The 26539-nt window shown below is 41.7% G+C and carries 21 protein-coding genes; 13 read left to right on the forward strand and 8 right to left on the reverse strand.

All coding sequences use genetic code 11. From position 1 onward, the window contains the following. Window positions 1–10: 10 nt before the first annotated feature. Window positions 11–1219: an HhoA/HhoB/HtrA family serine endopeptidase gene (locus L8106_RS15230; protein ID WP_009785236.1), complete on the reverse strand. Its 1209-nt coding sequence runs from the start codon at window positions 1217–1219 to the stop codon at window positions 11–13. Between the two features lie 526 nt (window positions 1220–1745). Here L8106_RS15230 and L8106_RS15235 point away from each other — a divergent pair. Beyond that, on the forward strand, window positions 1746–2666 hold the full coding sequence (locus tag L8106_RS15235) for a M23 family metallopeptidase (RefSeq protein WP_156803690.1): 921 nt from the start codon (window positions 1746–1748) through the stop codon (window positions 2664–2666). A 34-nt stretch (window positions 2667–2700) separates the two neighbouring features. Here the strand turns inward: L8106_RS15235 and L8106_RS15240 are convergent, their stop codons facing one another. After that, the gene (locus L8106_RS15240; RefSeq protein ID WP_009785238.1) at window positions 2701–3471 is read right to left on the reverse strand and encodes a calcium-binding protein; all 771 of its coding nucleotides are present in this window, start codon (window positions 3469–3471) and stop codon (window positions 2701–2703) included. A gap of 196 nt (window positions 3472–3667) precedes the next feature. After that, entirely contained in the window at window positions 3668–4786 is a 1119-nt protein-coding gene (locus tag L8106_RS15245; RefSeq protein WP_009785239.1) for a bifunctional 2-polyprenyl-6-hydroxyphenol methylase/3-demethylubiquinol 3-O-methyltransferase UbiG, read from the reverse strand. A gap of 227 nt (window positions 4787–5013) precedes the next feature. Here L8106_RS15245 and L8106_RS15250 point away from each other — a divergent pair, with 227 nt between their 5' ends. The 5 genes from L8106_RS15250 to L8106_RS15270 all read left to right on the forward strand — a co-directional run bounded on the left by L8106_RS15250 (window position 5014) and on the right by L8106_RS15270 (window position 9440). Continuing rightward, window positions 5014–5418, forward strand: coding sequence for a DUF3110 domain-containing protein (locus L8106_RS15250; RefSeq protein ID WP_039896429.1), 405 nt, complete (start codon window positions 5014–5016; stop codon window positions 5416–5418). Between the two features lie 149 nt (window positions 5419–5567). Next, window positions 5568–6488 (forward strand): N-acetylmuramic acid 6-phosphate etherase, encoded by a 921-nt coding sequence (murQ, locus tag L8106_RS15255; protein ID WP_009785241.1) that lies wholly within the window; start codon window positions 5568–5570, stop codon window positions 6486–6488. Between the two features lie 24 nt (window positions 6489–6512). Further along, window positions 6513–7670 (forward strand): DNA cytosine methyltransferase, encoded by a 1158-nt coding sequence (locus L8106_RS15260; RefSeq protein ID WP_009785242.1) that lies wholly within the window; start codon window positions 6513–6515, stop codon window positions 7668–7670. 18 nt (window positions 7671–7688) lie between these two features. After that, complete coding sequence (locus L8106_RS15265) at window positions 7689–8360, forward strand: hypothetical protein (protein ID WP_009785243.1); 672 nt, start codon at window positions 7689–7691, stop codon at window positions 8358–8360. An 84-nt stretch (window positions 8361–8444) separates the two neighbouring features. Beyond that, complete coding sequence (locus tag L8106_RS15270; protein WP_039896446.1) at window positions 8445–9440, forward strand: methyltransferase domain-containing protein; 996 nt, start codon at window positions 8445–8447, stop codon at window positions 9438–9440. An 83-nt stretch (window positions 9441–9523) separates the two neighbouring features. Here the strand turns inward: L8106_RS15270 and L8106_RS15275 are convergent, their stop codons facing one another. Then, window positions 9524–11458, reverse strand: a complete 1935-nt coding sequence (locus L8106_RS15275; protein WP_009785245.1) for a protein phosphatase 2C domain-containing protein — start codon at window positions 11456–11458, stop codon at window positions 9524–9526. A 160-nt stretch (window positions 11459–11618) separates the two neighbouring features. On the opposite strand from L8106_RS15275, the gene L8106_RS15280 reads away from it, so the two are divergent. After that, on the forward strand, window positions 11619–12056 hold the full coding sequence (locus L8106_RS15280; RefSeq protein ID WP_009785246.1) for an NfeD family protein: 438 nt from the start codon (window positions 11619–11621) through the stop codon (window positions 12054–12056). Between the two features lie 171 nt (window positions 12057–12227). Continuing rightward, window positions 12228–13175, forward strand: a complete 948-nt coding sequence (locus L8106_RS15285) for an SPFH domain-containing protein (protein WP_009785247.1) — start codon at window positions 12228–12230, stop codon at window positions 13173–13175. 69 nt (window positions 13176–13244) lie between these two features. Here L8106_RS15285 and pta read toward each other — a convergent pair whose 3' ends face one another. Next, entirely contained in the window at window positions 13245–15344 is a 2100-nt protein-coding gene (gene pta / locus L8106_RS15290) for a phosphate acetyltransferase (RefSeq protein ID WP_039896430.1), read from the reverse strand. A gap of 92 nt (window positions 15345–15436) precedes the next feature. Continuing rightward, window positions 15437–16195: a M50 family metallopeptidase gene (locus L8106_RS15295; protein WP_009785249.1), complete on the reverse strand. Its 759-nt coding sequence runs from the start codon at window positions 16193–16195 to the stop codon at window positions 15437–15439. Window positions 16196–16455: 260 nt separating this feature from the next. Between L8106_RS15295 and L8106_RS15300 the strand changes: the two genes are divergently transcribed. Then, window positions 16456–19491 (forward strand): pentapeptide repeat-containing protein, encoded by a 3036-nt coding sequence (locus L8106_RS15300; protein ID WP_009785250.1) that lies wholly within the window; start codon window positions 16456–16458, stop codon window positions 19489–19491. 268 nt (window positions 19492–19759) lie between these two features. On the opposite strand, the gene L8106_RS15305 is transcribed toward L8106_RS15300, so the two are convergent. After that, entirely contained in the window at window positions 19760–20593 is an 834-nt protein-coding gene (locus L8106_RS15305; protein ID WP_009785251.1) for a nuclear transport factor 2 family protein, read from the reverse strand. Window positions 20594–20771: 178 nt separating this feature from the next. Here L8106_RS15305 and murG point away from each other — a divergent pair, with 178 nt between their 5' ends. Next, window positions 20772–21845, forward strand: a complete 1074-nt coding sequence (gene murG / locus L8106_RS15310; RefSeq protein WP_009785252.1) for an undecaprenyldiphospho-muramoylpentapeptide beta-N-acetylglucosaminyltransferase — start codon at window positions 20772–20774, stop codon at window positions 21843–21845. A gap of 36 nt (window positions 21846–21881) precedes the next feature. On the opposite strand, the gene L8106_RS15315 is transcribed toward murG, so the two are convergent. Continuing rightward, entirely contained in the window at window positions 21882–22682 is an 801-nt protein-coding gene (locus tag L8106_RS15315; RefSeq protein ID WP_009785253.1) for a trans-aconitate 2-methyltransferase, read from the reverse strand. 453 nt (window positions 22683–23135) lie between these two features. Between L8106_RS15315 and speE the strand changes: the two genes are divergently transcribed. The 3 genes from speE (at window position 23136) to L8106_RS15330 (ending at window position 26126) form a co-directional block, all read left to right on the forward strand. Further along, window positions 23136–24080: a polyamine aminopropyltransferase gene (gene speE, locus L8106_RS15320; RefSeq protein ID WP_009785254.1), complete on the forward strand. Its 945-nt coding sequence runs from the start codon at window positions 23136–23138 to the stop codon at window positions 24078–24080. A 74-nt stretch (window positions 24081–24154) separates the two neighbouring features. Continuing rightward, a complete protein-coding gene (locus L8106_RS15325) occupies window positions 24155–25219 on the forward strand; it encodes a branched-chain amino acid aminotransferase (RefSeq protein ID WP_009785255.1) in 1065 nt (354 codons plus the stop codon). 19 nt (window positions 25220–25238) lie between these two features. Beyond that, window positions 25239–26126: an EI24 domain-containing protein gene (locus tag L8106_RS15330; protein WP_009785256.1), complete on the forward strand. Its 888-nt coding sequence runs from the start codon at window positions 25239–25241 to the stop codon at window positions 26124–26126. The last annotated feature ends 413 nt before the right edge of the window (window positions 26127–26539 follow it).

The raw sequence follows: 26539 nt of genomic DNA on the forward strand, positions 1-26539 counted from the left end.
TCAATAAGAGTCAATCCCCCGATAAAGCGGAATCGGGAAAGGTGGCGGTTTTCAGTTTGAGGGTTTGAACCTTTCCTTCGCGGTTAACTTCAATCGCCAACTCCTCGCCAATTTCCCGCATTTCGACTTCTTCTTGAACTTGAGTGGGAGTAATGACCGCAAGACCGCTAACTTTTAGGAGAATATCTCCTTTTAAAATTCCGGCTTTGGCGGCAGGAGAATCTTCGACAACCCGAACGACCAATACACCTCGGTCTTCAGACAACTTCACTTCAAGCTGTTCGCTCATTTCCCCTTTGATTTTAGGCGTTAACTCCACCATTTGCACCCCTAAGAAGGGATGATCAGCTTTTCCCTTTTCAAAGAGCTGATTGGCAATTCTGACCGCCGTTTCAATGGGAATCGCAAACCCCAACCCCTGTGCATTGGCTCGAATCGCCGTATTTACCCCAATCACTTCTCCTTGATCATTCAATAACGGCCCCCCTGAATTCCCCGGATTAATCGCCGCATCGGTTTGAATAAACCGCACCCGCTTTTTGGGAATCCCCACCTGAGAACTCGATCGACCTGTGGCACTAATAATCCCCACAGTTACCGTATTATCTAACCCTAAAGGATTGCCAATCGCAATCGCCCACTGTCCAGGAACAATCCGATCAGAACGCCCCATTGGGGCTATCGGTAAGTCTTTAACATCGATTTTGATCGCCGCAACATCGGTTAAATCATCAATCCCTTTAACTTTACCTTCAAAAGTGCGACCATCTTTGAGGGTAACAAGTACCGTTTCCGCCCCATCAACCACGTGAGCATTGGTAATCAACCGACCATCCGAGGCTACAATAAAGCCGGAACCTGTTCCTCGTCGTACTCGTTCGCTAGACTCTGGAACTTGGTCGCCAAAAAACCGCTTAAAAAGTGGGTTATTCAAAGCACCCGGCCCGTTTTTGGATGGACGAGCGGCATCAATTCGCACGACAGCCGGGCCGACAATTTCGGCAGCTTCGGCAATAAAGTTAGGACTGCTGCGTTCAACCACTCGTCTTTCTGGAACTAGAGGTTGAGTATCAGCAGGTAGCTGACGAACCACAGGAACAGCCAGAGAGTTTTGAGTGAAGTTTTTCGCTTGTATATACCGATTTCCTAACCATCCTGTGCCTCCACCGATGGAGAGTAAAGCCAAGTATACTGTGAGTTGTTTTATAGACAAGTTCATCTGCACTTTTCCGATGGATACGTCATCTCCCCAAGCAAACAATCTGCTGGAGTCTTTACTTAAAGTTGGAAATTAAACAAGCTGGTCGGGTCTACCTTTTTTTGAACCTATCACGCTCAAACCGTAAAAGATGTCAGCGATAAACGGTAAGCATCCAGAACAATTATCGATCAGACCAGAGTTCTCGGTTAGATTCCCCATTTTCCTTTCCTGCTTTCACCCGTTGATCAGACCTGTGTTGACTGAATTAAACTCGGGGCAGAGGAAAGATACCTATGAATTATCCCCCGTTTCATCTCATATTTCCAATTTAGTCTAAAAATCTTTAAGCTGAGAGAGATAGTTTTTAATTTTTGACTCCTTTGGGAGCCTTGGTACGGTAGGATCAGGAGAGCGTGAACTCTTTCTCAACAGGACAATGATCCCGATCCGATCACTCGATTTTCGGGTTTTGGTACCCAATGCTCGAATATTGTTTGTTGATTCGCTTATCCTCAAAGTGTAATGAGGCTCAAAAAAAGCCGATATGATTTGCCCATACTTCAGTATTTTTGTGTCTTATTTGTTGGGGTGGATGATTCCCTTGTCGGGAGTTGTACTCCTTCAAGCTACAACTGCGGAGGCTAACGATTTATTTATCCGCGATCAAACTCCGACTAATGTTTGTCCACCTCCGGTTTTGTCTCGTTTAAAACGCCATCGCATTGGCGCAGGTGAAAGCCTCGAAAGCATTGCCCGTCAATATAACCTAATTCCAGCAACCTTACTGGGGATGAATCCGATTTTACGACAAAATCAAATGGCTGTCGGACAAGAGATTGTGATTCCGCCTTACAATGGGATTGTTGTGGAAATTCCGGCCGGAAGTACGTTACAGGAGATTGCTCTGGCTTATAACGCTCAGGCGGATGTGATTTTTGAAATCAATGGCTGTCAACGTCAACCCCAATTAGTGTTTATTCCGGGGGTGAACTGGACTCCGGGTGGCCCGGTGGTTCCGGCAAAGGCGGTGTTGTCTGGCTATCCCCTCCCCGCTAAAGCCTCAGTACAAATGGGTTATGGCTGGCAATTACATCCGACTGTCGGACGGGTTGTTTTTCATAGTGGCGTGGATTTGATTGCTAAAATTGGTACGCCTGTGCTATCTGTCGGTGAGGGTGTGGTTGCTTTTGTCGGAGCGAGAAGGGGTTATGGGAATTTAGTGGTGGTTAATCATCAATCCGGTAAACAAACTCGTTATGCTCACTTATCTGAGATTACCGTTACAGTCGGTCAAAACGTTCCCTCTGGAGAAATTTTAGGCAAGGTTGGCATCAGTGGACAACCCGATAGCGATGAGCCTCATCTTCATTTTGAAATTCGCTATAACTCTGAGTTGGGTTGGGTAGCTGAAAATCCTGATCCCTATTTTACAGTGAACAGGGAACAGGCAATCGGTAATCGATAGAAGTTGGCTATCTCCCTATCTACTGATTTCCTGATTAGAAGAAACTAAAATAGTTGGCACTCAGATCAAGGGAGGTGTTTCCGGCGACAACGGCAATTACTTCGGTTGAACCATCAAAATCTTCATAAATAATAGCAGTTCCTGAGGGTAAACTCACAGAATTATTGGTTTGCAAGTCCTGAGTATTCACCAACTCATAAGTATCGATATTTCCAACTAATTGTATGGTATCTTCTTGAGGGTTAAAGTCTTCAATAAACGTATAACCTTTACCCCGTCCGGTAACGCCTGTTAATGTATCTTTTCCACGATCGCCTAAAATTAAGTCACTACCCGTACCACCTGTAAGTTCATCATCACCTTGACCGCCATAGATTGTATCATCACCGCGATCGCCAAACACTATATCATTGTTGTTATTACCAAATAAAACATCGGCTCCTGATCCACCATAGAGCGTATCGAAACCGCGATCGCCAAATAATGTATCTTCACCGGAATCTCCAATCAAGATATCATCATTTTGACCCGCAAAGAGCAAATCATCCCCAAATTCTCCATTGAGGAAGTCATCGCCTGTAAAACTCGATAAGGTGTCATCTCCTCGACGACCATAAATGTTATCGTTTCCGCTAGTACCCAGGATTTCTTCAGACTGAGAAGTACCTTCCTGAGTAGCCGGAGGAGTTAATAATAAGACATTGATTTGATCGCCGTTGTTCCGCAGTGTAAAAGTATCAGCATCCGCACCCCCTAATAGGGTATCAATTTCTTCTGTAAAAATTTCTGGAGTGTGATTAGACATGAGGTTTTAAGAGTATACAGCTAAAATGTTTGTTCACTTCTGTTGATTAGATTTCAGGATAGTTTTTAACACATTTTTGTTCCTTTTTGTCTAAAAAATTTAGAAATTTTAGAAGCTGGCTGTTTTTTTGACATCTCTGTTTAGGACAGTCTCTCGACTGTCTGCTTTGCTATTTGGGGGGATTTATTTTCGGGTGTTAGGGGTTATTAGCCAGCAATACTTCTAAAGGTGCTGCTTCAAAAACCCATTCTAAACCTCGAGTATTGATCGCTTTAATTAAGATAACATCTTGAGGAGAAATACTCGAAAGATTAATCTGAATCGACCAAGATAATCTAGAATCTAAAGGAGAATTGGAAATCGGTTTTACTGTTTGAACAATGTGATTATTAATCGAGACAGAAATCGCTTCAATTTTACTATTAGGGTTAATTTCAGACACCCATCCACTCATCTGAAGTCTACCTTCTGCGGTGAGATTAATTTGTTCTAAACGTCCCCAGGGGTGATGACTAAATTGTAAAGTTGAAAACTCAGGAGTTGGAGGTTTTGCGACTAAATACAAATCCTGATAGCGACAAATTCCTTGAGGAATACGATAACAAATTGCTTTTCCTTCACTAATCATATTAACGATATTATAAACAAATTCTTCGCCGACATAAGAGGTGCCGTATTCATTGACATCGAGAGAATTACTTTCGCTTTGAGAGATAAATAAAAGTTCATCGGATTGGATTTTTGACTCGGAGGGTAATAAGTCTCGATCATGAACACTAAACATTAATATCCCTGCGGGGTTAATTAAGTTATAAAGGGTTTTCATCCAGAGTGTGAAGGTTTTTTCGGGAATATGACTAAAAAAAGAACAGGCTAATATACAATCAAATTTTTGATCAACTGAATATTCAGCAGGATTCACCGTTGAAATAATACCATTTACTCCAAAATTATCTTGTTGAAACTTGACTGCATCTGTATAAATATCAGAAACCCAAACTTTTTCGGGATGGATTTCTTGCAATAGAAACCGAGTAAAACGTCCGTAGCCACTGGCAAAATCCAAAAAAGAGTTGATTGGATTAAAGCTTTTAAATTTCCACTGAACAACCTGACGAACTGCATCAAAAATGCGCCGACCATTGAAATAATATCTAATTCTAGCTTTTTCAGGAATTAGATGATTTTGGAGAGCAAACAAATACATTTCATCCTGTTTATTGATAACCGACTTGAATTCTAGGGGAAATTGGACTTGATCTTGAATGAATGTTTGCAAAGCTGGATCAAGTTGCTGAAAATTATTAAGAATCATATGATCATAACTTTATAGAGTTGTATAAAAGAAAGGAAAAAGGTGAAAGAAAATTGTCCATAAATTAATCGTGCTGATCCGAGATTTAATTATACTCCCTGCTGAAACCGGAAAAAATTGAAACTGAACCCCAATAATGATATTGTATGGTGAGGTAAGTTGCTCGTTCACTAACGGGCATCAGAGCAGTACAGAAAGAAAAGTAATTATCACAAAGTCGGGAAGCTATGCGCGTATACGTACTACTGTTTAATGCCGGAACAGAGAACGAAGGAATTCATACCATCCAGATGGGCGATCGTAACACTGTGCTAATGTTTGAGGAAGAGGAGGATGCAACTCGCTTCGGTGTCCTGCTAGAAGCTCAAGATTTTCCGACTCCCAGCGTTGAAGCCCTAGAGGATGAAGAAATTAAAGAATTTTGTCGCAGTGTTAACTATGACTGGCAACTCATTCAGGCGGGCGAGTTGGCTGTCCCTCCTGACAGTAACGTAGAACAGACAGATTGGCAACCCGAAGAAAACAAAGATGAACAACAGGGTGAGAAAAAAGCTGAAAAGTCTGACTCTGACTTAGAATATTCTTCAGATGAACTCGATAATATTCGACGTCGATTGGAAGGGTTATTATAAAATAATAGGTATTTTTGATTGGCGATATCAATTCAAACCGCTAAATTTTTAAGGCATCTGTTGGAGGAAGTTAGGGTTAAATAAAAATGCCGAAAACCGATTTTTTTTACTCTAGATGAAATTACAAAAATTTTCAACAAGGCAAAAACATGAATGATTCTCAGACGCGAGGACATCTTTTAACAGAACAAATTAATGCCAGTAGTCAGAACTTAGATCAGTTAACTTCCCTAGAATTAGTCGATTTATTTAATCGAGAAGATATTCAAACTTTATTGGCGATCGCTCATTCTCGTGAAGATTTAGCTCAGGCTATCGATATCATAGCAGCAGCCATGCGTCACGGTGGGCGTTTATTTTATGTCGGAGCGGGGACTAGCGGGCGTTTAGGGGTGTTGGATGCGGCTGAATGTCCCCCTACCTTCTGCACTCCTCCCGAGTTGGTACAGGGCATTATCGCCGGGGGTGCTGCGGCTTTGGTGCGGAGTTCCGAAGATCTCGAAGATAGCAACGAAGATGGTAAACAGGCTGTAGCCCATCGGGAAATTACTGATCTCGATGTGGTGGTGGGAATTACCGCCGGGGGGACAACTCCCTATGTTCACGGGGCGTTGGAGGGGGCGCGTCAGCGAGGGGCGAAAACGATTTTTATTGCTTGTGTTCCCCAAGAACAAGTTCAAATTGAGGTTGATGTAGATATTCGTTTGTTAGTAGGGGCGGAAATTCTTGCAGGTTCAACTCGGTTAAAAGCGGGAACAGTAACAAAGATGGCGTTAAATATTCTCTCAACTGGGGTGATGGTAAAGTTGGGGAAAGTCTATGGAAATCGGATGGTTGATGTGGCGGTAACGAATAAGAAATTACGCGATCGCGCCTTAAGAATGATTGCCGATTTAACTGGAATTAGTCGCAAAGAAGCCGGGGTTTTATTAGATAAAAGTGGTTTGTCTGTGAAGTTGGCTTTGTTGATGTATTGGACTGGGTTAGAAGCAGAAGACGGAGAAAAGTTGTTAGAAAAGTTTCAGGGGAATTTGCGAGAAGCGGTATTAAGTTGTCAGTCGGGAAGCTAATTTTAATGGTTGAGGAAAAGTGTATTGAAGGCGATTGAATTATTTGCGGGAATTGGTGGCTTTCGTCTGGGAATGAAAGGGGCTAATATTGAAACCGTTTGGGCAAATGATAGCAGTGAATTGAGTTGTCGAGTTTATGAAAGTAATTTCGGTCAAAATTCAATTGTTTTAGCAGATATTACCCAAATTGATTTATCAGATATTCCTCACCATGATTTTCTCACGGCCGGGTTTCCCTGTCAACCGTTTAGTCCTGCGGGAAAAAAGCAAGGAATTCGAGATCAAGTTCGAGGAACGTTATTTGAACGAATTGTTGAAATTATCAAAGACAAACAACCCCAATATTTTTTATTGGAAAATGTCAAAAGAATCCTCACAATGGAACAAGGTTATCACTTTCGGGTGATTTTAAATGCTTTAGCGACCTTAGATTATTTGATCGAATGGCGGTTGATTAATCCGCTTCATTTTGGAATTCCTCAAAATCGCGATCGCGTGTTTATTTTGGGAACAAAATCGACAACAAAGAACCCTTTACCGAATATTGAAAAATATCTTGTTTTACTTACTCAAGGGGATTGTGATGTTTTAGAGATGGGCGTTGAAACGTTAGAAAAATGTCTTCAGCCGATTGTTTTCAAACAACAAACTAAAAATTATAACTGGGGAATTGCATATCAAAATAAAATGTATACTCAGGAAATACCTGCTTTAGTTAACCAAAAAATACAGACAAAACTCAAAGATATTCTTCAAGATGAACGGGAGATAAATGCACAGTTTGATTTTACCGCAGATACCCAAGAACGAATTAAAAAAAGTACAGTTGTAAATCGGTATTGTAACGGTGTTGAGATTCTGTACAATCAAGGAGGAGGCGCTCGTTTGGGCTATACAATCTTTGGAGTCAATGGGGTAGCTTCAACTCTAACTGCATCAACGTCTAGACATTATGAACGTTACCAAGTGGGAAACAAGTTTCGGCGGTTGACTAATATAGAGTATGCTCGACTTATGGGATTTCCTGATGATTGGTGTCGAGTTGCTAGAGTTTATGATCAATATAGGCTATATGGAAATGCGGTGGTTCCCGCTTGTGTAGAATGGATTTGTCAACGAATAGGTCAGCAGAATATTCAGCTTAAATCAAGAACCTGGGAACAATTAAAATTACCCATTTAAGTTAGAATTATTAAGATTATGACAAGAGTGCTGACTTTATCCCTTCTCAAAATAGAAGCGGGAAACTTTGTTCAAGAGTTGAAAAAAAGAGCCATTCCTCAACTTTACGGTATCACGGATGGGAAGGCGGTAGGAACTTATGTAGAACAAACATTTAACCAATATTTGGGAATTAAATACTTATATAATTTAGGAAATGCTGCTAGTGGAATTGATTTTCCTGAATTAGAAGTTGATTTAAAAGTTACCTCAATTCGTCAACCTCAATCTTCCTGTCCATTTCGCGATGCAAGTCAGAAAGTATATGGACTCGGCTATCATCTCCTTGTTTTTGCTTATGAAAAACTAGATATTCACGAATCTCGGACTGCCACTTTAAATTTTCAACACGCTATTTTTGTGGAAAAGAAACGGACGGGAGACTATCAAACAACATACGGTTTAAGAGAGATTCTACGACGTCAAGGGAACAAAGATGATATTATTGCTTTTTTAGAAGAACGTAATCTACCTTTAGATGAGATTGGGCGTGAATTATTAGCTGATCGGATTATCGATCAACCTCCTGAACTTGGCTATCTAACGATTTCTAATGCTTTGCAGTGGAGATTACAGTATAGAAGGATCATTGACCAAGCACAGATGGAGACTTTAGGAGTTGAAAATTTGTTGAGGGAAAGACTATTATAAAGTGGAATCAGAAAAGTGAATCAGTCACCCATTGTAGTGAACTGAGTTGTCGATTTTTTGAATGTCATTTTAGTTAAATTTCAAATGAATTTATTTTATACCCTGGGATTTTTCCTAATCATCCTAACGCTAGCCATTGTATTCTACCTAATCAGCGCCCGTCGTTATCAATCGTCTGATTCTGTTGCCAATTCCTACGACGAATGGACTGAAGACGGCATTTTAGAATACTACTGGGGCGAACATATTCACCTCGGTCATTATGGTTCACCACCCCAACAAAAGGATTTTATCACGGCTAAAGAAGACTTTGTACATGAAATGGTGCGTTGGGGAGGCTTAGGTCAATTACCCCCAAATACAACGGTTTTGGATGTCGGTTGTGGAATTGGGGGAAGTAGCCGCATTTTAGCCCAAGATTATGGGTTTGCGGTCACAGGTGTCACCATCAGCCCCCAACAGGTTAAACGCGCCCAGGAGTTGACCCCAGAAGGACTCAGCGCTAAATTTCAGGTGGATGATGCGATGAACCTTTCTTTCCCTGATGAGAGTTTTGATGTGGTTTGGTCAATTGAAGCAGGGCCACATATGCCGGATAAAGCGATTTTTGCTAAAGAGTTGCTGCGAGTCCTCAAACCCGGTGGAGTGTTAGTGGTCGCGGACTGGAACCAACGGGATGACCGTCAAATTCCCCTAAATGTTTGGGAAAAACCTGTGATGCGTCAACTCCTCGATCAATGGTCACATCCGGCGTTTTCGAGTATTGAGGGCTTTTCTGAACTTTTGGCGGAAACAGGACTCGTGGAGGGCGAGGTAATCACCGCAGATTGGACAAAACAAACCCTTCCCTCTTGGATAGATTCGATTTGGCAGGGAATAATTCGGCCCCAGGGATGGCTGGGTTTTGGGTTGTCGGGTTTTATCAAATCTGTGCGAGAAGTACCCACCTTGCTGTTAATGCGGTTAGCCTTTGGTGCGGGACTTTGCCGCTTTGGGATGTTCCGGGCTACACGGGCGAATTCGTCACAAGATAGGGAACAGGGAACAGGGAACAGGGAACAGGTTTCGGTGGAGGTTTAATTTGTCGGGGCGGGTTCGGGGTGAATTTATGTTTTGAACAAATCACAACAAATAACATCAATAAACCCGCCTCTACGCTACTTTTAACCGACGACTGAACTTCTTTGTACGGTTTCTTTTGGGGGTTCAGGTTCAGTAGAACGATTAATTTGCCACCACAGGGCTAAACCGCCCCCAACGACTAATATTGCAATACCAATAACAAGTAGAATTTGTTGCCATTTTTTCAAACCTGAAGTTGTTGCTTGGGGTTGTTTTTCGGATTCTTCCTCGTCGTACATTAACGCCTTAGAAGCTTCGGTGGGTTCCGACTCAATCTCATTGGGAATACTGGGTTTAGCGACAGTATCAATCAAAATTAATTTCTGCTGTGAAACCCCACAATAAGTTAAAATAACAGAAGTATTATCATGACCATTGTGAGTATTGGCTAAATTAATCCATCCTTCTACAGCAGACTCCAAAGACTTTTCACCTTGCAAGACAGCCGGGGCATAAGCCGCCCAAGATTTTTCCACCCAATCATTATCACTTAAGCCATCAGAACATAACAACAATAAACCATCTTCTTCGATAATAAATCGCTGTACTGTTGGACGCAAAAATTCTGCTTCTCGGGTACCAACTGCTTGAGTTAATGCCCCAGAATCCTGACGTTGAGAGGCTTCCCAATACAAACTCCGACCCTGTTTCACTTCTCGGGTAATCACATCATCATCAATGGTGAGGGCTTGACAAGACTCCCGAGTAATCCAATAGGCGCGACTATCTCCCACATTAACAATATACAATTCGTGAGCATTTTTAAACTCTAAACTTTTGGCAGTTTTTAACTTTTGGGGAAGCTGTAACGCCATAACTAAAGTTGTTCCCATCCGTTGACGTAGGGAGCGCTTTTGGTCATTATTTTGGGCAGAAATAACATTATTAATCACTCGGGTAATTTCTTGGAGTTGATTGATGATTAAGTCGGGAGAGGTTAAGCCTTCTTGCTCATTAATTTCGCTCATAAAAGTTGCAATTAACGGTTGCATTGATTTCACCGCTAACTGACTGGCAATTTCTCCACCTTCGTGACCCCCAACTCCGTCACAAATTAGACTTAAATGAGGAATTAACTGATTATGGGGATAGCTATCAATCTGTTCTAAATCAACTTTTCGGGGATAACAACTATCTTCATTGTGCGATCGCAAAGGCCCCGTATCACTATGACCCGCAACTGCTAAATGTAAAGGTAATTGAGCCGCTTGTTGTAATAAAAGTTGGTTCAATTCACCAGAAATCGTTTCAAGAGAAGCCTGATAACTTTGCATCAGTTGAGAAATTTTTTGTAACGGTTGCTGCACTTCATCGTCAGCCGTTTCAATAAAAGCAGACCAAAATTCTGCCAAATCTTTCAAAGTGGGTTTGACTTTCCCTTGATGCAATTGTATTAATCGAATTCGCCAACTCTCAACCCGAAGATTATCTTTAACTAAAAGACTATAAGCTGCCCCTTGTTCGGATAACGGTGTCCAAAGTTGCAACATTTGCCACAGCCAATACACTTGACGGACACTTTTCGTTTTCGGCCAAACTTCCGCCATTGACGGCAAAATTGTACCCTGAGAATCGGTGGGAATATTATCTAATAATAAAATTTCTTCGCTTTGAGAAGTCGTACCTAAGTTATAAATCCCATGAACTCCCGGCAGGTGTAAACGATGAGAATACAGGTGCAAATAAGGCAAGATCACATCGCTGATTGACTCAGGAATCGTTGGCGGTACAGCAGGTTTAGTATCCAACCAAACTTGAGTCGCCCCGACATAATAACGATTTCCAACAACTTGTCCGGGTTGAATTTGACTCGCCGTTGAACCCACAGCCCACAGATAACGATAACTCAATTGAGTTTGACACGTCTCACAAACTTGACGACCAAGAGCGTTGCGAGGCTGAGGACAGGTGGGGTTGGGACAGTAAATCGGGGGTTGCGATGCACTACTAATTTGGAACAGTTTTTGTAAAGACACGAGTCAAGATATATTGCTTAAGGACTTAACTTAGAAAAATTCAAATATAAAATGATTGTAGCCCAAGGCTGGATTGTTCTGAGTTGTACATAATAGAATAATTGCTCAAACTTCACCCCTGGGGTGCTGATGTCTGCGTTCTCCCACACACCCATCGCTTATGTTACTCAACCCGACAATCTTTTGGTTACTCGCTGGCGTGTTGCTTTGTATGATGGAGTTGTTTATTCCGACGGCTTTTGTCGAATTAATGATGGGATTGAGTGCGCTTGTGGTGGCGGGAGTATCGTTAATTGTTCCCTATGCCAATGTACAAGTGTTATTGTGGATGATTTTATCGGTCGGTTCAATTGTTGGCTTGCGACGATGGCTTCCGAGTCACCGAGTTCCGACGATTGAAGATGCACAAGAAGCTGAAACTTTAACCGAAATTTTACCGGGTCAAACGGGTCGAGTTTTGTACGAAGGGAATTCTTGGCGAGCGCGTTGTGATGGAAGTGAAATCGCCATCGCTCCTCATCAAAGGGTAATTGTGATTGGAAGGGAAGGCAATACATTGATTGTGATCTCAGAACAGTTACTCAATGCTTCGGAATAATTAATCTTTGAGGTTTGGTTTAGAATTGGTGATTTCCGAGATTAGACCTTTTGAAACTGTAGATCTAAAATTAGAGGAGTCTTTGTTATATTTTTGTATTTTTTCATGGATAATCGGTCATTCAACTGATTTCTGCCTGCTAAAGATGACTAAATATTGAGGGAATTTAAAATGGAAAATTTTTTGTTATTGGTTCTGCTGGCATTGGGAGGTTCTGGTCTTGCCGGATCGGTCAAAATTGTTAATCAAGGTGATGAAGCGTTAGTCGAAACGTTGGGAAAATATAACGGTCGAAAACTGAAGCCGGGTCTGAGTTTTGTGATTCCTTTTTTGGATCGAATGGCGTATAAAGAAACGATTCGAGAACAGGTTTTAGATATTCCCCCCCAACAATGTATTACTCGCGATAATGTTTCGATTAGTGTCGATGCAGTGGTCTATTGGCGGATTATGGACTTAGAAAAAGCGTGCTACAAAGTCAATCATTTGCAAGCAGCGATGGAGAATTTAGTCCGTACTCAAATTCGTTCGGAAATGGGTCAACTTGAACTCGATCAAACGTTTACCGCCCGTACAGAAGTCAATGAAATGTTGTTGCGGGATCTCGATATTGCTACCGATCCTTGGGGTGTGAAAGTGACTCGGGTAGAGTTGCGTGATATTTGTCCAGCGAAAGCAGTCATGGATGCGATGGAGTTGCAAATGTCGGCAGAACGTCAAAAACGGGCGGCAATTTTAAAGTCTGAAGGGGAACGAGATTCTGCGGTTAATAGTGCGCGAGGTCATGCAGAAGCCCAAGTTTTGGATGCAGAAGCCCATAAAAAGGCGATGATTTTAGAAGCTGAAGCCCACCGTCAAACTCAAGTGTTGAAAGCCCACGCCACTTCTGAAGCGCTGCAAATTATTACCAAGGTTCTCAACAGCGATCCTAAAGCCAAAGAAGCGTTGCAATTTTTACTCGCTCAAAATTATATGGATATGGGAACAACAATTGGGAATAGTGACAGCAGTAAGGTGATGTTTATTGATCCGCGTAGTATTCCCGCAACATTAGAGGGAATGAAAGCAATTGTGGGGGATAATAACTCTCAAATACCTGACTTAAAAAAGCCCTTTTAAATAGTTGAGTTAAAACAGTTTGTAGTTGTGCTTCAGCCTGTGTTAACTTCCCTAAAGCGCAACTACGAACTAATAGTTAATTCCCTGAGATTGAGCTTGAATGGCGGTAATAGCAACAGTATTAACAATATCGGTAATTGTACACCCGCGACTGAGATCATTGACAGGTTTTTTCAACCCTTGTAAAACCGGACCTATGGCGACCGCATTTGCTGAACGTTGAACCGCTTTATAGGTGTTGTTTCCGGTGTTTAAATCAGGGAAAATAAACACGGTTGCGTGTCCGGCAACTTCACTTCCCGGTAACTTTGTTTTCGCGACACTTTCATCAACGGCGGCATCATATTGAATCGGCCCTTCTAGTTTTAAATCCGGGCGTAATTGTTGAGCAATTTGAGTAGCTTCCCGAACTTTATCCACATCTTCTCCTTTCCCTGATTCTCCCGTCGAATAAGACAACATTGCCACTAAAGGTTCAATTCCAAACATCTTCGCAGTGAGTGCTGAACTAATGGCAATATCGGCTAATTGTTGAGGATTTGGATTTGGATTTACTGCACAATCTCCATACACCAAAACCCGATCTTCTAAACTCATTAAAAACACACTCGAAACAATCGAACATCCCGGCTGAGTTTTAATAAATTCTAGGGCTGGACGAATCGTGTGAGCCGTTGTATGAACCGCTCCTGAAACCATTCCATCTGCAACCCCTTTATACACCATCATTGTTGCAAAATAACTATTATCGTGCATGACATCGGCGGCACAATCTCGACTAATTCCTTTATGTTTTCGCAGTTCAAAATAGGTTTCTGCATAGTCTTTATACCAATCTGAAGTATTCGGATCAACAATATTAACACCATCTAAACTTAATCCTAAAGCCGCAATTTTTTGACGAATTTCTAACTCTTGACCTAACAGCGTGATATCAACAACACCTCGTCGTAATAAAATCTCACTGGCTTGTAAAATCCGTTCTTCGTTTCCTTCGGGTAAGACAATATGCTTTTTATTCTTTCTAGCTCGTTCAATTAACTCATATTCAAACATCAACGGAGTTCGGCGATGAGAGCGAGAAACAGAGATGCGTTCTTCTATTTTTGAACCCTGCACATAGGACTCAAATATTCCTAAAGCGGTGGCAATTTTACGAGGATTATCTGCGGTTATTCTCGCTCGAACTTGACTGATTTTCGTTGCGGTTTCAAACGTATCTTCTTTAACCATCATAATCGGTACACTCCACTGGCTAAACCCATCAATGAGTTTATAAATACTCAGAGGAATTTGGATATTTCCCGTTAAGATAATTCCGGCAATATTGGGATAATTATCTGATAAAGTTGCCACTAAACAACTTAACAAAATATCAGCCCGATCTCCGGGAGTGACGATTAAACTTCCTTCGTCGATGTGTTCGAGGAAATGAGGAACTTGCATCGCCGCCACTTTGCAATCATGGACTTCACGATTGAGTTGATCTCCATCGCCATGAATGAATTTTGCGTTAATTTTTTGAGCAACTTCTCCAATGGTTGGTTTCCAAAGAATTTCTTCTTCAGGTAACACAAAAACCGGATCTTCAGACGACCAACAGTTTTGAAATTTTTCGGTAATTGTGCTAACATTTTCGGGTAAAACTCGGTTAACAATTGTGGCTGCAATTGTACATCCTTCCTCGATAAAAGCTTCTCGTTCGGAGCGAACTCCATCAACGACTTCTTCGGGTGTTTTTTCCTGTCCATTCGCGACAATAATAATTGCTGAACCTAAATCATTGGCGACTTGAACATTCAAATCAAAATCAAAAGCGGAAGTTACATCAACTGTATCAGCGCCTTCACAAACAATAAAATCACACTGTTGTTCTAGGGTTTTATATTTTTCTAGAATAACTTTGAGGAGTTGATCATAATGTCCCTCGGCGACAATATGTTGGGCTTGTTCGTGATTTAAAGCGTAGAGAGATTCATAGGGAAAATCAAGTTGATAACGGGTGCGAATTAATTCAATATCGGGATCAGGTTGATCTCGACGATGAATAATCGGACGAAAAACACCTAATCGACCAATGCGTTTAGACAGCAATTCCATTATGCCCAGTAGCACAAGAGATTTACCACTGTCGGAGTCTACTGCTGCGATATATAAGTTTGAAACCATAGAAGCCTCCCCTGGATACACGCCAGAAAATATCAGGATTTCAATGCTTTTTGCTGTGAAATATGGGCTGATTTTTTATGCAATTTTCTAGGTTATTTGAGCAAGTTTTGTTGTTGGTCGCGGTAAGCAATTCTGAGACTCTGAACAAAAATTCCTACAGAAATCAGAATAATTAAACAAGCCCAAAACCAATGGGGTAGAAACAGTTGTTGAGCAATTTGTCCGGTATCAGAAATAATCATTTGACCTCCGATTACGGCTTTATTCATAAACAAATAACCCCGTTGATGGTAGGTGCTAATAATCGCTTGTACACCTAAAAACTGAATCGCCCATCCTTGGAACCAATGAGGGGTTTTTAGGGCAGTGAATAATAAGCCAGCCCCCCAGAGAGAAATTGCCAAAATCCCAAATAGCGATCGCACCCAGACTAACACAGAAAAGAGTAATAAACCGCTAAGAATCATTAAACAAATCTGAGCGTTTTTGTAGCGACGACTAGAAATAATAAATAATCCTCCCGCAAACGCAGGCCCCAACGGGCCGCCCGCAGCCACTAACGCCCGTCCAATTCGACCTAAAAATAACGAACCCGAATGTACCGCAAAGCCGGAACCATTGGGAAGCATGACTAATTTTTGGAAGTCTCCTCCCAGGAGTAATGCTGTTAGTCCGTGACCCATTTCGTGAAACCAAGTGGCGAGAATTGAAAAGGGATAAAGGATATAGTCTCCCCAGGAAAATTGCCACAAAACGAGGGTAACAGCAGCGGCACCAATTAGCCAGCTTATCCCCATTTGGTTGCGGTTTCCGGTAGTTCCCTCGAAGGGTTGCAGATTCAGATTTTTCATCGGTTAAGCGTCGGTAAAATGTAGGTTAGTTTGAAATCTCAGTCAAGTTCTGTCTTCTATCTACATCATAGAACTTTGGTGTTTCTGATGGCTATTGATGCTTTTATAATTTTAGCTTCTAATTTTAACGAACTGCAAATCCAGTGTAAGGTCTAACTAAAGGTTAAATATTTATACTTGATAATGTCACGTTTTTAAACGATGTTAAAATTGAAAAGGTTCATCTCAACTCACCAGATAATTTTTAGGAAAATTTAACAATGGCGGGAAAACTCTGGCGCAATATTTGGAAGGTTCTCAACACAGACATTGAACTCTCTTTAACGGGGACGGTTTCCGCAGGTGTGGAAGGGGGAAAAGCGGTTTTTGAACTCGCCAAAGCGTTACAAGAGAATAAAAACGCCAAAGAACTCGCCCCCATCATTAAAAATATTGATTCGTTATTGGATGTTCTCAATTCCCCTTTGGGAGAGGTTGCAAAGGCTACGTTACCTTTTCTTCCCATTGCTACAGGGATTTTAAGTTATATTGCTGAACAAACTCGCAGTGAACCCAGTTTAGAAGATTCCGTTCAGTTAGTTTCTCAAGTTGCCTATTTGGAAAGTTTACGGCAATTTTTACCTATTTTTTTAGAAAAACATCCCAAACTAGAATTAATTGAAAATACCGCATCGGAAAAAGTGGCTAAAAAGATTAAAAAGTTGGGTGAAACTCTAGAAGTTGATGGCGAAGAAATTAACTTAGATGATCGAGAAGCTAGAAAAACTCTAGTTTGTTTCCATAATTCTCCTTTAGCAAAAGTCTTTAATGCTATTCTCGTCGAACGTTTTCAAGAATCTGGACTGGATGAAAACACCGCAAAAACCATAACAGAACGAATTTCTCGCAAGACTCACCGCTACATGAAAGAAGCCGTTACAGAAGTGCGAGACTCAGCGAAAAAGTTGGCGGGAATTTATGGAGACGGTTGGCAAAAAGATATCGAAGCTTACCACAGCATCGACCAATATTTAGAAGAAGTTATTGCTACAAAACCAGAAGAAAAGGTTTTTGATGAGAAGTTTAGTTTTCGGCAAATTTACGTTCCGATGAATGTGAAACTCGTTAATTCTAATGGAGAAGTTAGAAAAGATTCTGATCCGCAAAATATCGAACAGTGGGCAAAAACAACATTACTCAATGACCACAAAAAAGGTCAAGTTCTGTTTATTCAAGGAGGGCCAGGACGGGGAAAAAGTGTATTTTGTCGAATGTTTTCCGACTGGGTACGACGAGAACTTGATCCGATTTATACCCCGATTTTAATTCGATTGCGGGATATAAAAAGTTTTTCCAATGATATTAATGAAACACTCGCCACTGTAATTGATCGAGATTTTACCAGAATTGATCGGGGTTGGTTAACTGACCAAAATACTCGCTTTCTATTTTTATTGGATGGGTTTGATGAGTTACTTTTAGAACGAGGAAAAGGGAATGATTTAAAATTCTTTCTCGAGCAAGTTGCAGATTTTCAAAAACGTTGTTCAAGGAATAATGAACAGGGTCATCAAGTTTTAATTACAGGTAGACCTTTAGCATTGTACGGCATTGAACGGTTAATGCCAACAAATTTAGAACGGGTTGAAATTATCCCAATGGATGAAACCATTCAGCAGCAGTGGTTGGAAAAATGGAAAACGGTCGTTGATTCTGACCCAACAATTGCAGAAACAAAAACGGATAATTTTTGGCAATTTTTACAGGATGAACGTTGTCCGCAGCAAGCAAAAGATTTGGCGAAAGAACCCCTGTTACTTTACTTGTTAGCCGTTTTGCATCGTGACGAACAACTCCACATTGATATGTTTGAAAATGCTAATGTAGGTCAAGCTAAAATTCTGATTTATGAACAGGCGTTAGAGTGGGTTTTGAACAAGCAACGAACGGAAGATGGAGACAATCTTAATCCGAAATATACAGGTTTAGAACCGGAAGATTTACGCAGTTTATTAGCCGAAGCCGGACTCTGTGTGGTGCAGTCTGGACGGGAATTTGCGAAAATTCAAATGATTGAAAGCCGACTCCTGGAAAAAGAAGATGAGGGTGCAAAGGAACTAATAGAAAAGGCACGTCAAACGGGTTCAGAGGAAGCGTTGAAAAATGCCCTGGCTGCTTTTTATCTCAAGTCGGGAACGGCTGATAATTCTGTTGAGTTTTTTCATAAGAGTTTTGGGGAATTTCTCTGTGCCGAACGCATGACAGAAACGTTAAAGGAATGGACACAAAAAACGGTCAAACGACGCAAGACTTCTTATACAGTAACTACAAAAGAGTTAGAGTGGCAAGTTTATGATTTGTTTGGCTATGGAAATCTGACTGCTGAGATTGTGGAATATTTGATGGCATTATTACTTAAAAAATTCATTAAAAATGAGATTTACTTTGCAGTGCTATTTGAACGACTTCATGAATTTTATCTGCGGTGGTGTGATGGAGAATTTATAGAAGCTACTGAAGAAACACTACCTCAGAAAAAAGCCCGACAACTCCAACAACAAGACATCGAACGCGGACAACGACAGGTTGATATTTATACGGGCTTAAACGTGATGATTTTGCTGTTTGAGTTGCATCGTTATGGACAGTCAAAAGAGGAACTCAAAGAGAAATTACAGTTTCATCCCTGTGGTCAACCGGAAAGCGAGGAGTTTCACCCATATCGATTATTAAAAATTATCGGGTATGCTGATAGTCTGATAGTGCGTGCTTTTTTAGCCATTGTCGGTCAGTTTCTCAGTGATGCCAACCTCAGAACCTCTGACCTCAGTGGTGCCGACCTTAGAACTGCCGACCTCAGAAGCGCCAACCTCATTCGTGCCAACCTCAGTGATGCCAACCTCAGAAGTGCAAACCTCAGTGGTGCAAACCTCAGTGGTGTCTACCTCAACAGTGCCGACCTCAGAAGAGCCAACCTCAATGATGCCAACCTCAATGATGCCGACCTCAGTGGTGCTAACCTCAGAAGTGCCGACCTCAGTGGTGCCGACCTCAGTGGTGCCGACCTCAGTGTTGCCGACTTCAGTAGTGCCAACCTCGGTGCTGCCAACCTCGGCGCTGCCAACCTCAGTGGTGCAAACCTCAGTGGTGTCAACCTCAATAATATTCGATGGGACAGTGACACAAAATGGTCTAACGTTGTTGGGTTAGAAGAAGCTATAAACGTACCAGAAAAGTGGAAAGAACAATCTGAATTTGAAGGGTCGGAAAATCGGTTCTCGTCAGAAGATTTAGAGGCGTTGGGTGAGGAGGAATAATTTGAGGTTTGGAGAGTTCTTATAGTCCTCTCGCCCGGAAATCAATTTCCGGTCTGATAAATGAAGTCAGTTGAAACTGACTGAAAAAATGATAATATTATGTGTTAGTCCTCTTGAGAGGACTTGGGTTTTGAGGCGGGGATTTTAATCCCTGACTGATCTGGCAACAAATTGATAAGATTAACAATATAATATGGTGCGTCAATTGTTCGGGTTTTCTGTTGGGAATTCTAAGCCTAATTTTTTGACGCACCCTACTGATTTGTATTTACCGCTCAACAATTTTCAATCTTTGTGTTACCATCGTAATCCCGCCCGGACGCATTAAAATGGCAGAAATCCAATTATTTCCCGGTGTTTTCGGTGCCGTTCCAATTTTAAATACACCCCCAGAGGGTAAGAACTCCAACTCTAAAGGAAACTCGGTTAAATACGCTCTCGGTGTGACTCGTTCTTCGATAGCGGTTCCGATCATAATCTGATCGCCGAGAGGTTCTTCAACAATCGCATCAATGCTATATTCTTGACCTGTTTTTACTTGTTCGGGTACAATTAATGTCACCGTTGGGGGTTCTTGTCCGCTGGTTAATTGATTGCGTTCGGCTAAGACTTCTTGCTGAACAACCTTTTGATTTTCCACTCGTTGCTGTGAAGTAATCGTAGAATTGAGTTGAAATTCTCGACCATTTAAGTCTTGAGTTCCGGTAATTTCTGTAACTGTCGTTGCTAAAATCGCTGATCCGTCTTTTTCCCAGGATTGCAACTGAGTCTGATAATTAATATTAGAATAATTTTGCCAAAGCTGGTTTAAAACCTGCTCTAAACTCCGACGATCTAACCCCTCAGTTGTGCTAAAATCTTCACTATAAAATTCTAGTACCCCGTCAACATCCTGACGATTTGCTGCGGCTTCTATTCCTGTTATTAAAGTCGTCAGTTCTGAAGGGGCGGTTTCGGGTGGTTCTTGGGCGTGAACTCGACTCGAATCAACACCTGTCATTCCCCACAACACCAGACCGAGTAGAACAGAAAGCATCGGAGAAAACGTTTGACGGCGACGAGACACAAGCGAAGGAAGTTGCAGAGAAGGAAAAATCGTCATAAGAAACGGTTTTGTTGTTAGTAATTAAGTCGATAAATATTGAATTAGCGGCTTTATCTACCCGTTAACCCCAATGTACAGTTGTCAGTTATCCGGTTTTCGATACCCAATAATGGTAACTTTAATGGTAACTTAAAACTTACAGCTCTGTTTAGGATACACCCAATTCAAAACACTCATGCGATTATTGATTGCAGCTAGTGGTACAGGCGGACATTTGTTTCCAGCGATCGCAACGGCCGCCCAGTTAGAAGATTATCAAATCGAATGGCTAGGCGTACCTGACCGCTTAGAAACACAGCTTGTTCCTGAGCAATACCCTCTCCATACGATTAGTGTTCAAGGGTTTCAGCAGCGATTTGGCTTAGGAACACTCCGAACCTTGAGCCGTTTAACCGCTTCCATTTTACAAGTTCGCCGTCTCCTCAAACAAGGGAACTTTCAAGGAGTCTTCTCAACCGGAGGTTATATCGCCGCCCCTGCGATTTTAGCAGCCCGTTCGTTGGGTTTACCTGTCATCTTGCATGAGTCGAACGCTTTACCGGGAAAAGTTACCCGTCTACTGAGTGGGTGGTGTAACTTAGTGGCGTTAGGGTTTGAATGTTCCACCCAGTATTTACCTCGCGCCCAAAAAACGGCGATTGTGGGAACTCCGGTGCGATCTGCCTTTTTAGCCGAAACTGAACCGTTATCCTTTTCTATCCCCGAAAATGCGCCGCTGATTGTTGTTGTCGGTGGAAGTCAGGGGGCGGTTGCTGTAAACCAGTTAGTTCGAGAAGCCGCATCCGCTTGGTTTGATCTCGGGGCTTGGGTCGTGCATCTAACGGGAACCAACGATCCCCATACTGATGATTTAAAGCATCCCCAATACTTAGCAATGCCATTTTATGACAATATGGCAGCTTTATTCAAACGAGCCAATTTAGCTATTAGTCGGGCGGGGGCGGGAACCCTAACTGAATTAGCCGTTACTCAGACACCTTCAATCTTGATTCCCTATCCGTTCGCCGCAGAAGATCATCAAACCCATAACGCCAAAGTGTTTGCAGAGGCGAATGCTGGATTATTGCTGCCTCAAAACGACCTCACTGGCGAAATTCTCCAAAGCAAGGTATCACATCTGCTGACATCCCCTCAACAACTCCAACAAATGGCAGAAGCAACAGCCTCTTTAGCGGTAATAGACAGCGCCGAACAATTAGCTGATTCTATTAGTCAAGTGTTGAGTCGTGAGGGGAAGAAAAACAGATAAGAAATTAAGGAAAATCCCTAATTTTGTTTGTTGTTTTTAACCACGTTTAATCGCTTTGATCCGAAGTCGTTTGTAGTCAGCGATCCAGCTTCCCTCTTGATACAACTTCGAGTGCAACTTCTTCTCAATCCGCTTTAAAATTTGTTCTTGTTGTTCAGCCGGAATATTGTGAAAGAAGCAACTAGCAAACATTTCAATCCAATTTCGCAGACCATTTTTTCCTTCTTCTAAACGAGTTGGTCGCTCAAACAAAGTTGCAACTTGTAATTGAAAGCCTTGACGTTCCAAAAGGGTGCCGTATTCTGCAATACTCGGAAAATACCAGGGATTAAAGCTTTGATTTTCTGGATATCCAGCCTCATCTAACGCTTCACAAATCCCACTAATAATCGTTTCAACATTTCCCTGACCTCCAAACTCAGCCACAAACCGTCCTCCCGGTTTTAAAGCCTGCCAAACTCCTTCTATCACTTTCTCGGGTTCTTTGATCCAATGTAAAACCGCATTGGAAAACACACCATCAAATTGTTCATTCATCCCCAAAGCAGAAGCATTAACAACGGCAAACTTGAGGTGAGGGTAGGAATGATTGGCTCGCTCGATCATGGAAACGGCATTATCAACACCAGTGACCTCTGCTCCGCAACCTGTGATCCGATAGGTCAGATGGCCTGTTCCACAACCCAAGTCAAGGATGTGTTCTCCCTGAGTGGGATGAAGTAATTGTAGTAAGTCAGTGGCGAGGTGAGAGACATAACGGTGGCGATCATCGTAAAGATGGACATCCCAATCATTAAGAATGGGGGTCTTTGTGTTGTTGGCTGTCTTGATACTCATTCGACGCTTAGGAGTTGGGTCTTTGGTTAACAGTATGCAGTATTTATTGATAAACTTTTTTTAAGTTTAACAAAGTTTAAACGGTATCGTCATCAAGGGGCTTGCTCCGGGTAAAACTCTCTTTGACTATACAATCGGTTTGATCGCTTTTCACGACAGTTTCACAATTCATACTCTGGGGATCAGGGTTTAAATACAGCAAATCAGTAGGAATACTCATGGAGTAAAGGAATTTTTTAGATTTTGTAGGTAGAAAAAACACTAAACAAGGACTACTTTAATCTAGATTTTACTCCCTAGCTCAAAGTTATACATAATCAAGCCTTTTGAAAGATTTTACATTCAATTCGCCAATTTTCAACCCTAGAGAGATTGAATTTTGACTCATTTTGTGATAAAAACTACAGACTGTTGGCTAGATGGCAATCTAATTGCTCGAACGGGAGGCGCTTCATGTCTGGTAACGAACTTCAAGCCGATTTTTGGATTACGGAGTACATCACACCTTGGGATATATATGCTCACGGGGTCACGAACGTATTAGCCTACAAAAAAACAGCATATCAAGAGATGTATATTGTAGAAACTGGAGCCTATGGCAAAGGTCTAGTTCTCGATGGAAAATGGCAGTCTTGTACAGGGGATGAGTTTCTCTACCATGAACCTCTAGTTCACCCGGCGATGATCGCTCACGCCTCACCTCGTCGGGTGTTGGTTTTGGGGGGTGGAGAAGGGGCAACTATTCGGGAAGTGTTGCGCTGGAAAACGGTTGAACAGGTGGCGATGGTTGATATTGATGGAGAAGTCGTCGAAGCCTGTCGAGAATATCTCCCGGAAATGCACGCCAACGCTTTTGATGATCCGCGACTGCAACTGGTGATCGGTGATGCGTTAGAATTTCTCGATAGCAGCGATGAACCGTGGGATGTGGTTATTTCTGATCTGTCCGATCCGATTGAAGAAGGGCCATCATTCAAGCTGTTTACGAAAGAATATTTTGAGAAAATTCGCAACTGTCTGGCGCCCGATGGTTTTCTTGTAATTCAAGCAGGCCCCGTCTCGCCGGGAAGCATGAAACTTCATGTCCGCCTCGTCCATACCGTTAACGCGGTGTTTCCTCATGTTGTTCCCTACAGTAGCTATATTTCGACCTATGGCGCTCCTTGGGGGTTTGCGGTAGCGTCGGCGAAACCGATTAATACTCGCCCTGATCCCAGTCAAGTCGATCAACTGATCGCCGAGAAAACTACAGGTGGGTTACGGATGTTTGATGGGGTGGCGTTTTTGGGAATGATGCAAGTTCCTTTGCATATCCGCAAAGCGATCGCAGAGGAAACTGAAGTGTACACCCTCGCTGAACCGCCTAAGTTCTTTGGGAAGGGAACAACCAAAGCTTAAGTTTTGTCGGGGCGGGTTCGACTCAGAAAGGTTATCCTAGATCAAATTAAGGTTATTTCAGGATAGAACTCTTTATGTCAACACTCGCTCCTCATCTCTCGGTTGAAAAAGTTACCCATTCTCGCCTCAACGAACTGAAGGGTGAACAGGTTGCCTTTGGAAAGGTTTTCAGTGATCATATGTTTGTGGCGTCCTACGAAAATGGCAATTGGCAAGAGGCGAAAATTGTCCCCTATGGACGCATTGAGATGGCACCTTCTTTGTCTGCACTGCACTATGGTCAAGCGGTTTTTGAGGGGATGAAAGCCTATAGAAGTCAGGCGGGAGAACCGTTATTATTTCGACCAGACGCCAATTTTGAACGGATTAATTTATCGGCTCAACGATTATGTATGCCTCCGATTTCAAAAGAGGTTTTTATGTCGGGTTTAACTGAATTAATTCGCCTTGATGCCAATTGGATTCCCTCGGGAGAAGGAAGTTTATATATCCGACCTATTTATTTTGCTGCGGATGAATTGATTGGGTTAAAGCCATCTGATAGTTACAAATTTTTTATTATTACTTGTCCGGTGGGTGCTTATTATTCTCAACCTGTTAAATTAATCGTCTCAGACAAATATATTCGGGCTTGTGAAGGGGGAACTGGTGCGGCGAAGGTCGCGGGAAATTATGCGGCGAGTTTATTAGCTGATAAAGAAGCGAAAGCTCAAGGTTATGATAATGTGATTTGGTTAGATGCCATTCATCGAAAATATATTGAAGAATGCGGTACGATGAATTTGGCGTTTGTGATTGATAATGTTGTTGTGACTCCCCAACTCACGGGAACGATTTTAAATGGAATTACTCGTCATAGTGTGTTAACTTTGTTTAGAGATATGGGGGTTGCTGTTGAAGAAAGATTAATTTCTATTGATGAAATTGCTGAGGCTTATGATCGCGGTATTTTGATGGAAGCTTTTGGGATGGGTACGGCCGCAACCATTGCTCCGATTTCAACGATTAATTATCAAGGACGAGATTTGACTTTCCCGACGGTTGCTGAATTTAAGTATAGTAATGCTGTCGGTCAAAAATTGGAAGACATTAAAACGGCTAAATGTGAAGACCCTCACGGTTGGGTTGTCCGAGTTTAATTTTAGTTTTTAGTTGAGCATGAACTCGCAAAAATCAAAACAATCACCCTCGCTTATTCATGCCCCTGTAGGATTAATTTCTGGCTTCACTTACCCCTTTAGAGCTTTGGGTTTATTTATCCGAACACCTAAACTCTGGGGGTATGTGGTTGTTCCTGTTTTTATTAATATTATTGTCGGGATTCTCCTGTATGTAGGGTTACTGTTTCCGGGTTTGAATGGGATTGAGGTTCTTGTTTCTAATTTAGACAATCAGATTGATACTTGGGTGGCGAATTTACCGACATGGCTGCGGTATTTAGATCTATCTGCCGTGATTTTGGGTTGGTTACTCCGAATTTTTTTAGTGACCAGTTTACTGTTAGTCATTGGGTTTTTATTACTGCAATTTGGGGGAATTTTAGGTGCGCCTTGGTATGGTCAATTGTCTGAAAAATTGGAAGAATTAAGAACAGGTAAACCCGCAGTTCTTCCCCCAAATAGTTTAACGAGTATTTTTCAAGATATTGGACGAGCGATTTTGTTTGAAGTTAAAAAGTTAGCTCTGCAATTGGTGTTTGGATTGCCCTTATTACTGCTTAATTTTTTACCTGTTTATGGCTCAATTTTATTTACAATTGGAGGAGTTTCACTCGCGACAACGGTGGTTTGTCTGGACTTTTTAGATGCCCCTTTAGAACGGCGACGGTTAAAGTTTCGAGAAAAGTTGAAAATGATTCGGTTAGCTTTACCTGCGAGTGGGAGTTTTGCTTTGGTTTGCTTTGGGTTAATTACTATTCCATTTTTGAATTTACTGGCAATTCCGATTTGTGTTGCTTCGGGAACTTTATTCTTTTGCGATCGCCTTTGGCCTTATTATTTTGCATCCCAAGAACAGGTGACTGAAACCGAACTTCCTCCTACTTAAACCGATAATTTTTTAATCAATGAAAACTAAAACTGATTAAGTACGCTCTCTCTCCTGAACAGAGAAGCGAAAATGTCTAGACAAATATAAGCTGCAACTTTACATAACACCTTGCTTTGTAAAGATGAATAGTCAAGTCAGCCCCAAATTGTAAAGATTTTATCAAAGTGTGATTGAATGATTGTTTTTCAAGAAGGGTTGTATTATGGTTGGTATTAATACCAAAGTTTTTTTTGAGTGGTTGTCCAGTTAAAAATTGTAAGTTTAAAAGAGAATTGGGCGTAGGTTAAATCATCTGGATTTAGAATTGAGTCTAAAAGTTTAATTGTCCTGAAAAAGACTAAAAAAGTTTAAAACTAAAAGACTAATCTGAGTTAAGTTAACTCCGATATATTGGAGAAGCCAGGAGTAAA

The sequence above is a fragment of the Lyngbya sp. PCC 8106 genome, from assembly GCF_000169095.1.
Taxonomy (GTDB): Bacteria; Cyanobacteriota; Cyanobacteriia; order Cyanobacteriales; family Microcoleaceae; genus Capilliphycus.

Bases quoted from the DNA above. Each gene is read 5' to 3' on its own strand.
- L8106_RS15230 (WP_009785236.1), bottom strand. From the start codon at position 1,219: ATGAACTTGTCTATAAAACAACTCACAGTATACTTGGCTTTACTCTCC.
- L8106_RS15235 (WP_156803690.1), top strand. From the start codon at position 1,746: ATGATTTGCCCATACTTCAGTATTTTTGTGTCTTATTTGTTGGGGTGG.
- L8106_RS15240 (WP_009785238.1), bottom strand. From the start codon at position 3,471: ATGTCTAATCACACTCCAGAAATTTTTACAGAAGAAATTGATACCCTA.
- L8106_RS15245 (WP_009785239.1), bottom strand. From the start codon at position 4,786: ATGATTCTTAATAATTTTCAGCAACTTGATCCAGCTTTGCAAACATTC.
- L8106_RS15250 (WP_039896429.1), top strand. From the start codon at position 5,014: ATGCGCGTATACGTACTACTGTTTAATGCCGGAACAGAGAACGAAGGA.
- murQ (WP_009785241.1), top strand. From the start codon at position 5,568: ATGAATGATTCTCAGACGCGAGGACATCTTTTAACAGAACAAATTAAT.
- L8106_RS15265 (WP_009785243.1), top strand. From the start codon at position 7,689: ATGACAAGAGTGCTGACTTTATCCCTTCTCAAAATAGAAGCGGGAAAC.
- L8106_RS15270 (WP_039896446.1), top strand. From the start codon at position 8,445: ATGAATTTATTTTATACCCTGGGATTTTTCCTAATCATCCTAACGCTA.
- L8106_RS15280 (WP_009785246.1), top strand. From the start codon at position 11,619: ATGTTACTCAACCCGACAATCTTTTGGTTACTCGCTGGCGTGTTGCTT.
- L8106_RS15285 (WP_009785247.1), top strand. From the start codon at position 12,228: ATGGAAAATTTTTTGTTATTGGTTCTGCTGGCATTGGGAGGTTCTGGT.
- pta (WP_039896430.1), bottom strand. From the start codon at position 15,344: ATGGTTTCAAACTTATATATCGCAGCAGTAGACTCCGACAGTGGTAAA.
- L8106_RS15295 (WP_009785249.1), bottom strand. From the start codon at position 16,195: ATGAAAAATCTGAATCTGCAACCCTTCGAGGGAACTACCGGAAACCGC.
- L8106_RS15300 (WP_009785250.1), top strand. From the start codon at position 16,456: ATGGCGGGAAAACTCTGGCGCAATATTTGGAAGGTTCTCAACACAGAC.
- L8106_RS15305 (WP_009785251.1), bottom strand. From the start codon at position 20,593: ATGACGATTTTTCCTTCTCTGCAACTTCCTTCGCTTGTGTCTCGTCGC.
- murG (WP_009785252.1), top strand. From the start codon at position 20,772: ATGCGATTATTGATTGCAGCTAGTGGTACAGGCGGACATTTGTTTCCA.
- L8106_RS15315 (WP_009785253.1), bottom strand. From the start codon at position 22,682: ATGAGTATCAAGACAGCCAACAACACAAAGACCCCCATTCTTAATGAT.
- speE (WP_009785254.1), top strand. From the start codon at position 23,136: ATGTCTGGTAACGAACTTCAAGCCGATTTTTGGATTACGGAGTACATC.
- L8106_RS15325 (WP_009785255.1), top strand. From the start codon at position 24,155: ATGTCAACACTCGCTCCTCATCTCTCGGTTGAAAAAGTTACCCATTCT.
- L8106_RS15330 (WP_009785256.1), top strand. From the start codon at position 25,239: ATGAACTCGCAAAAATCAAAACAATCACCCTCGCTTATTCATGCCCCT.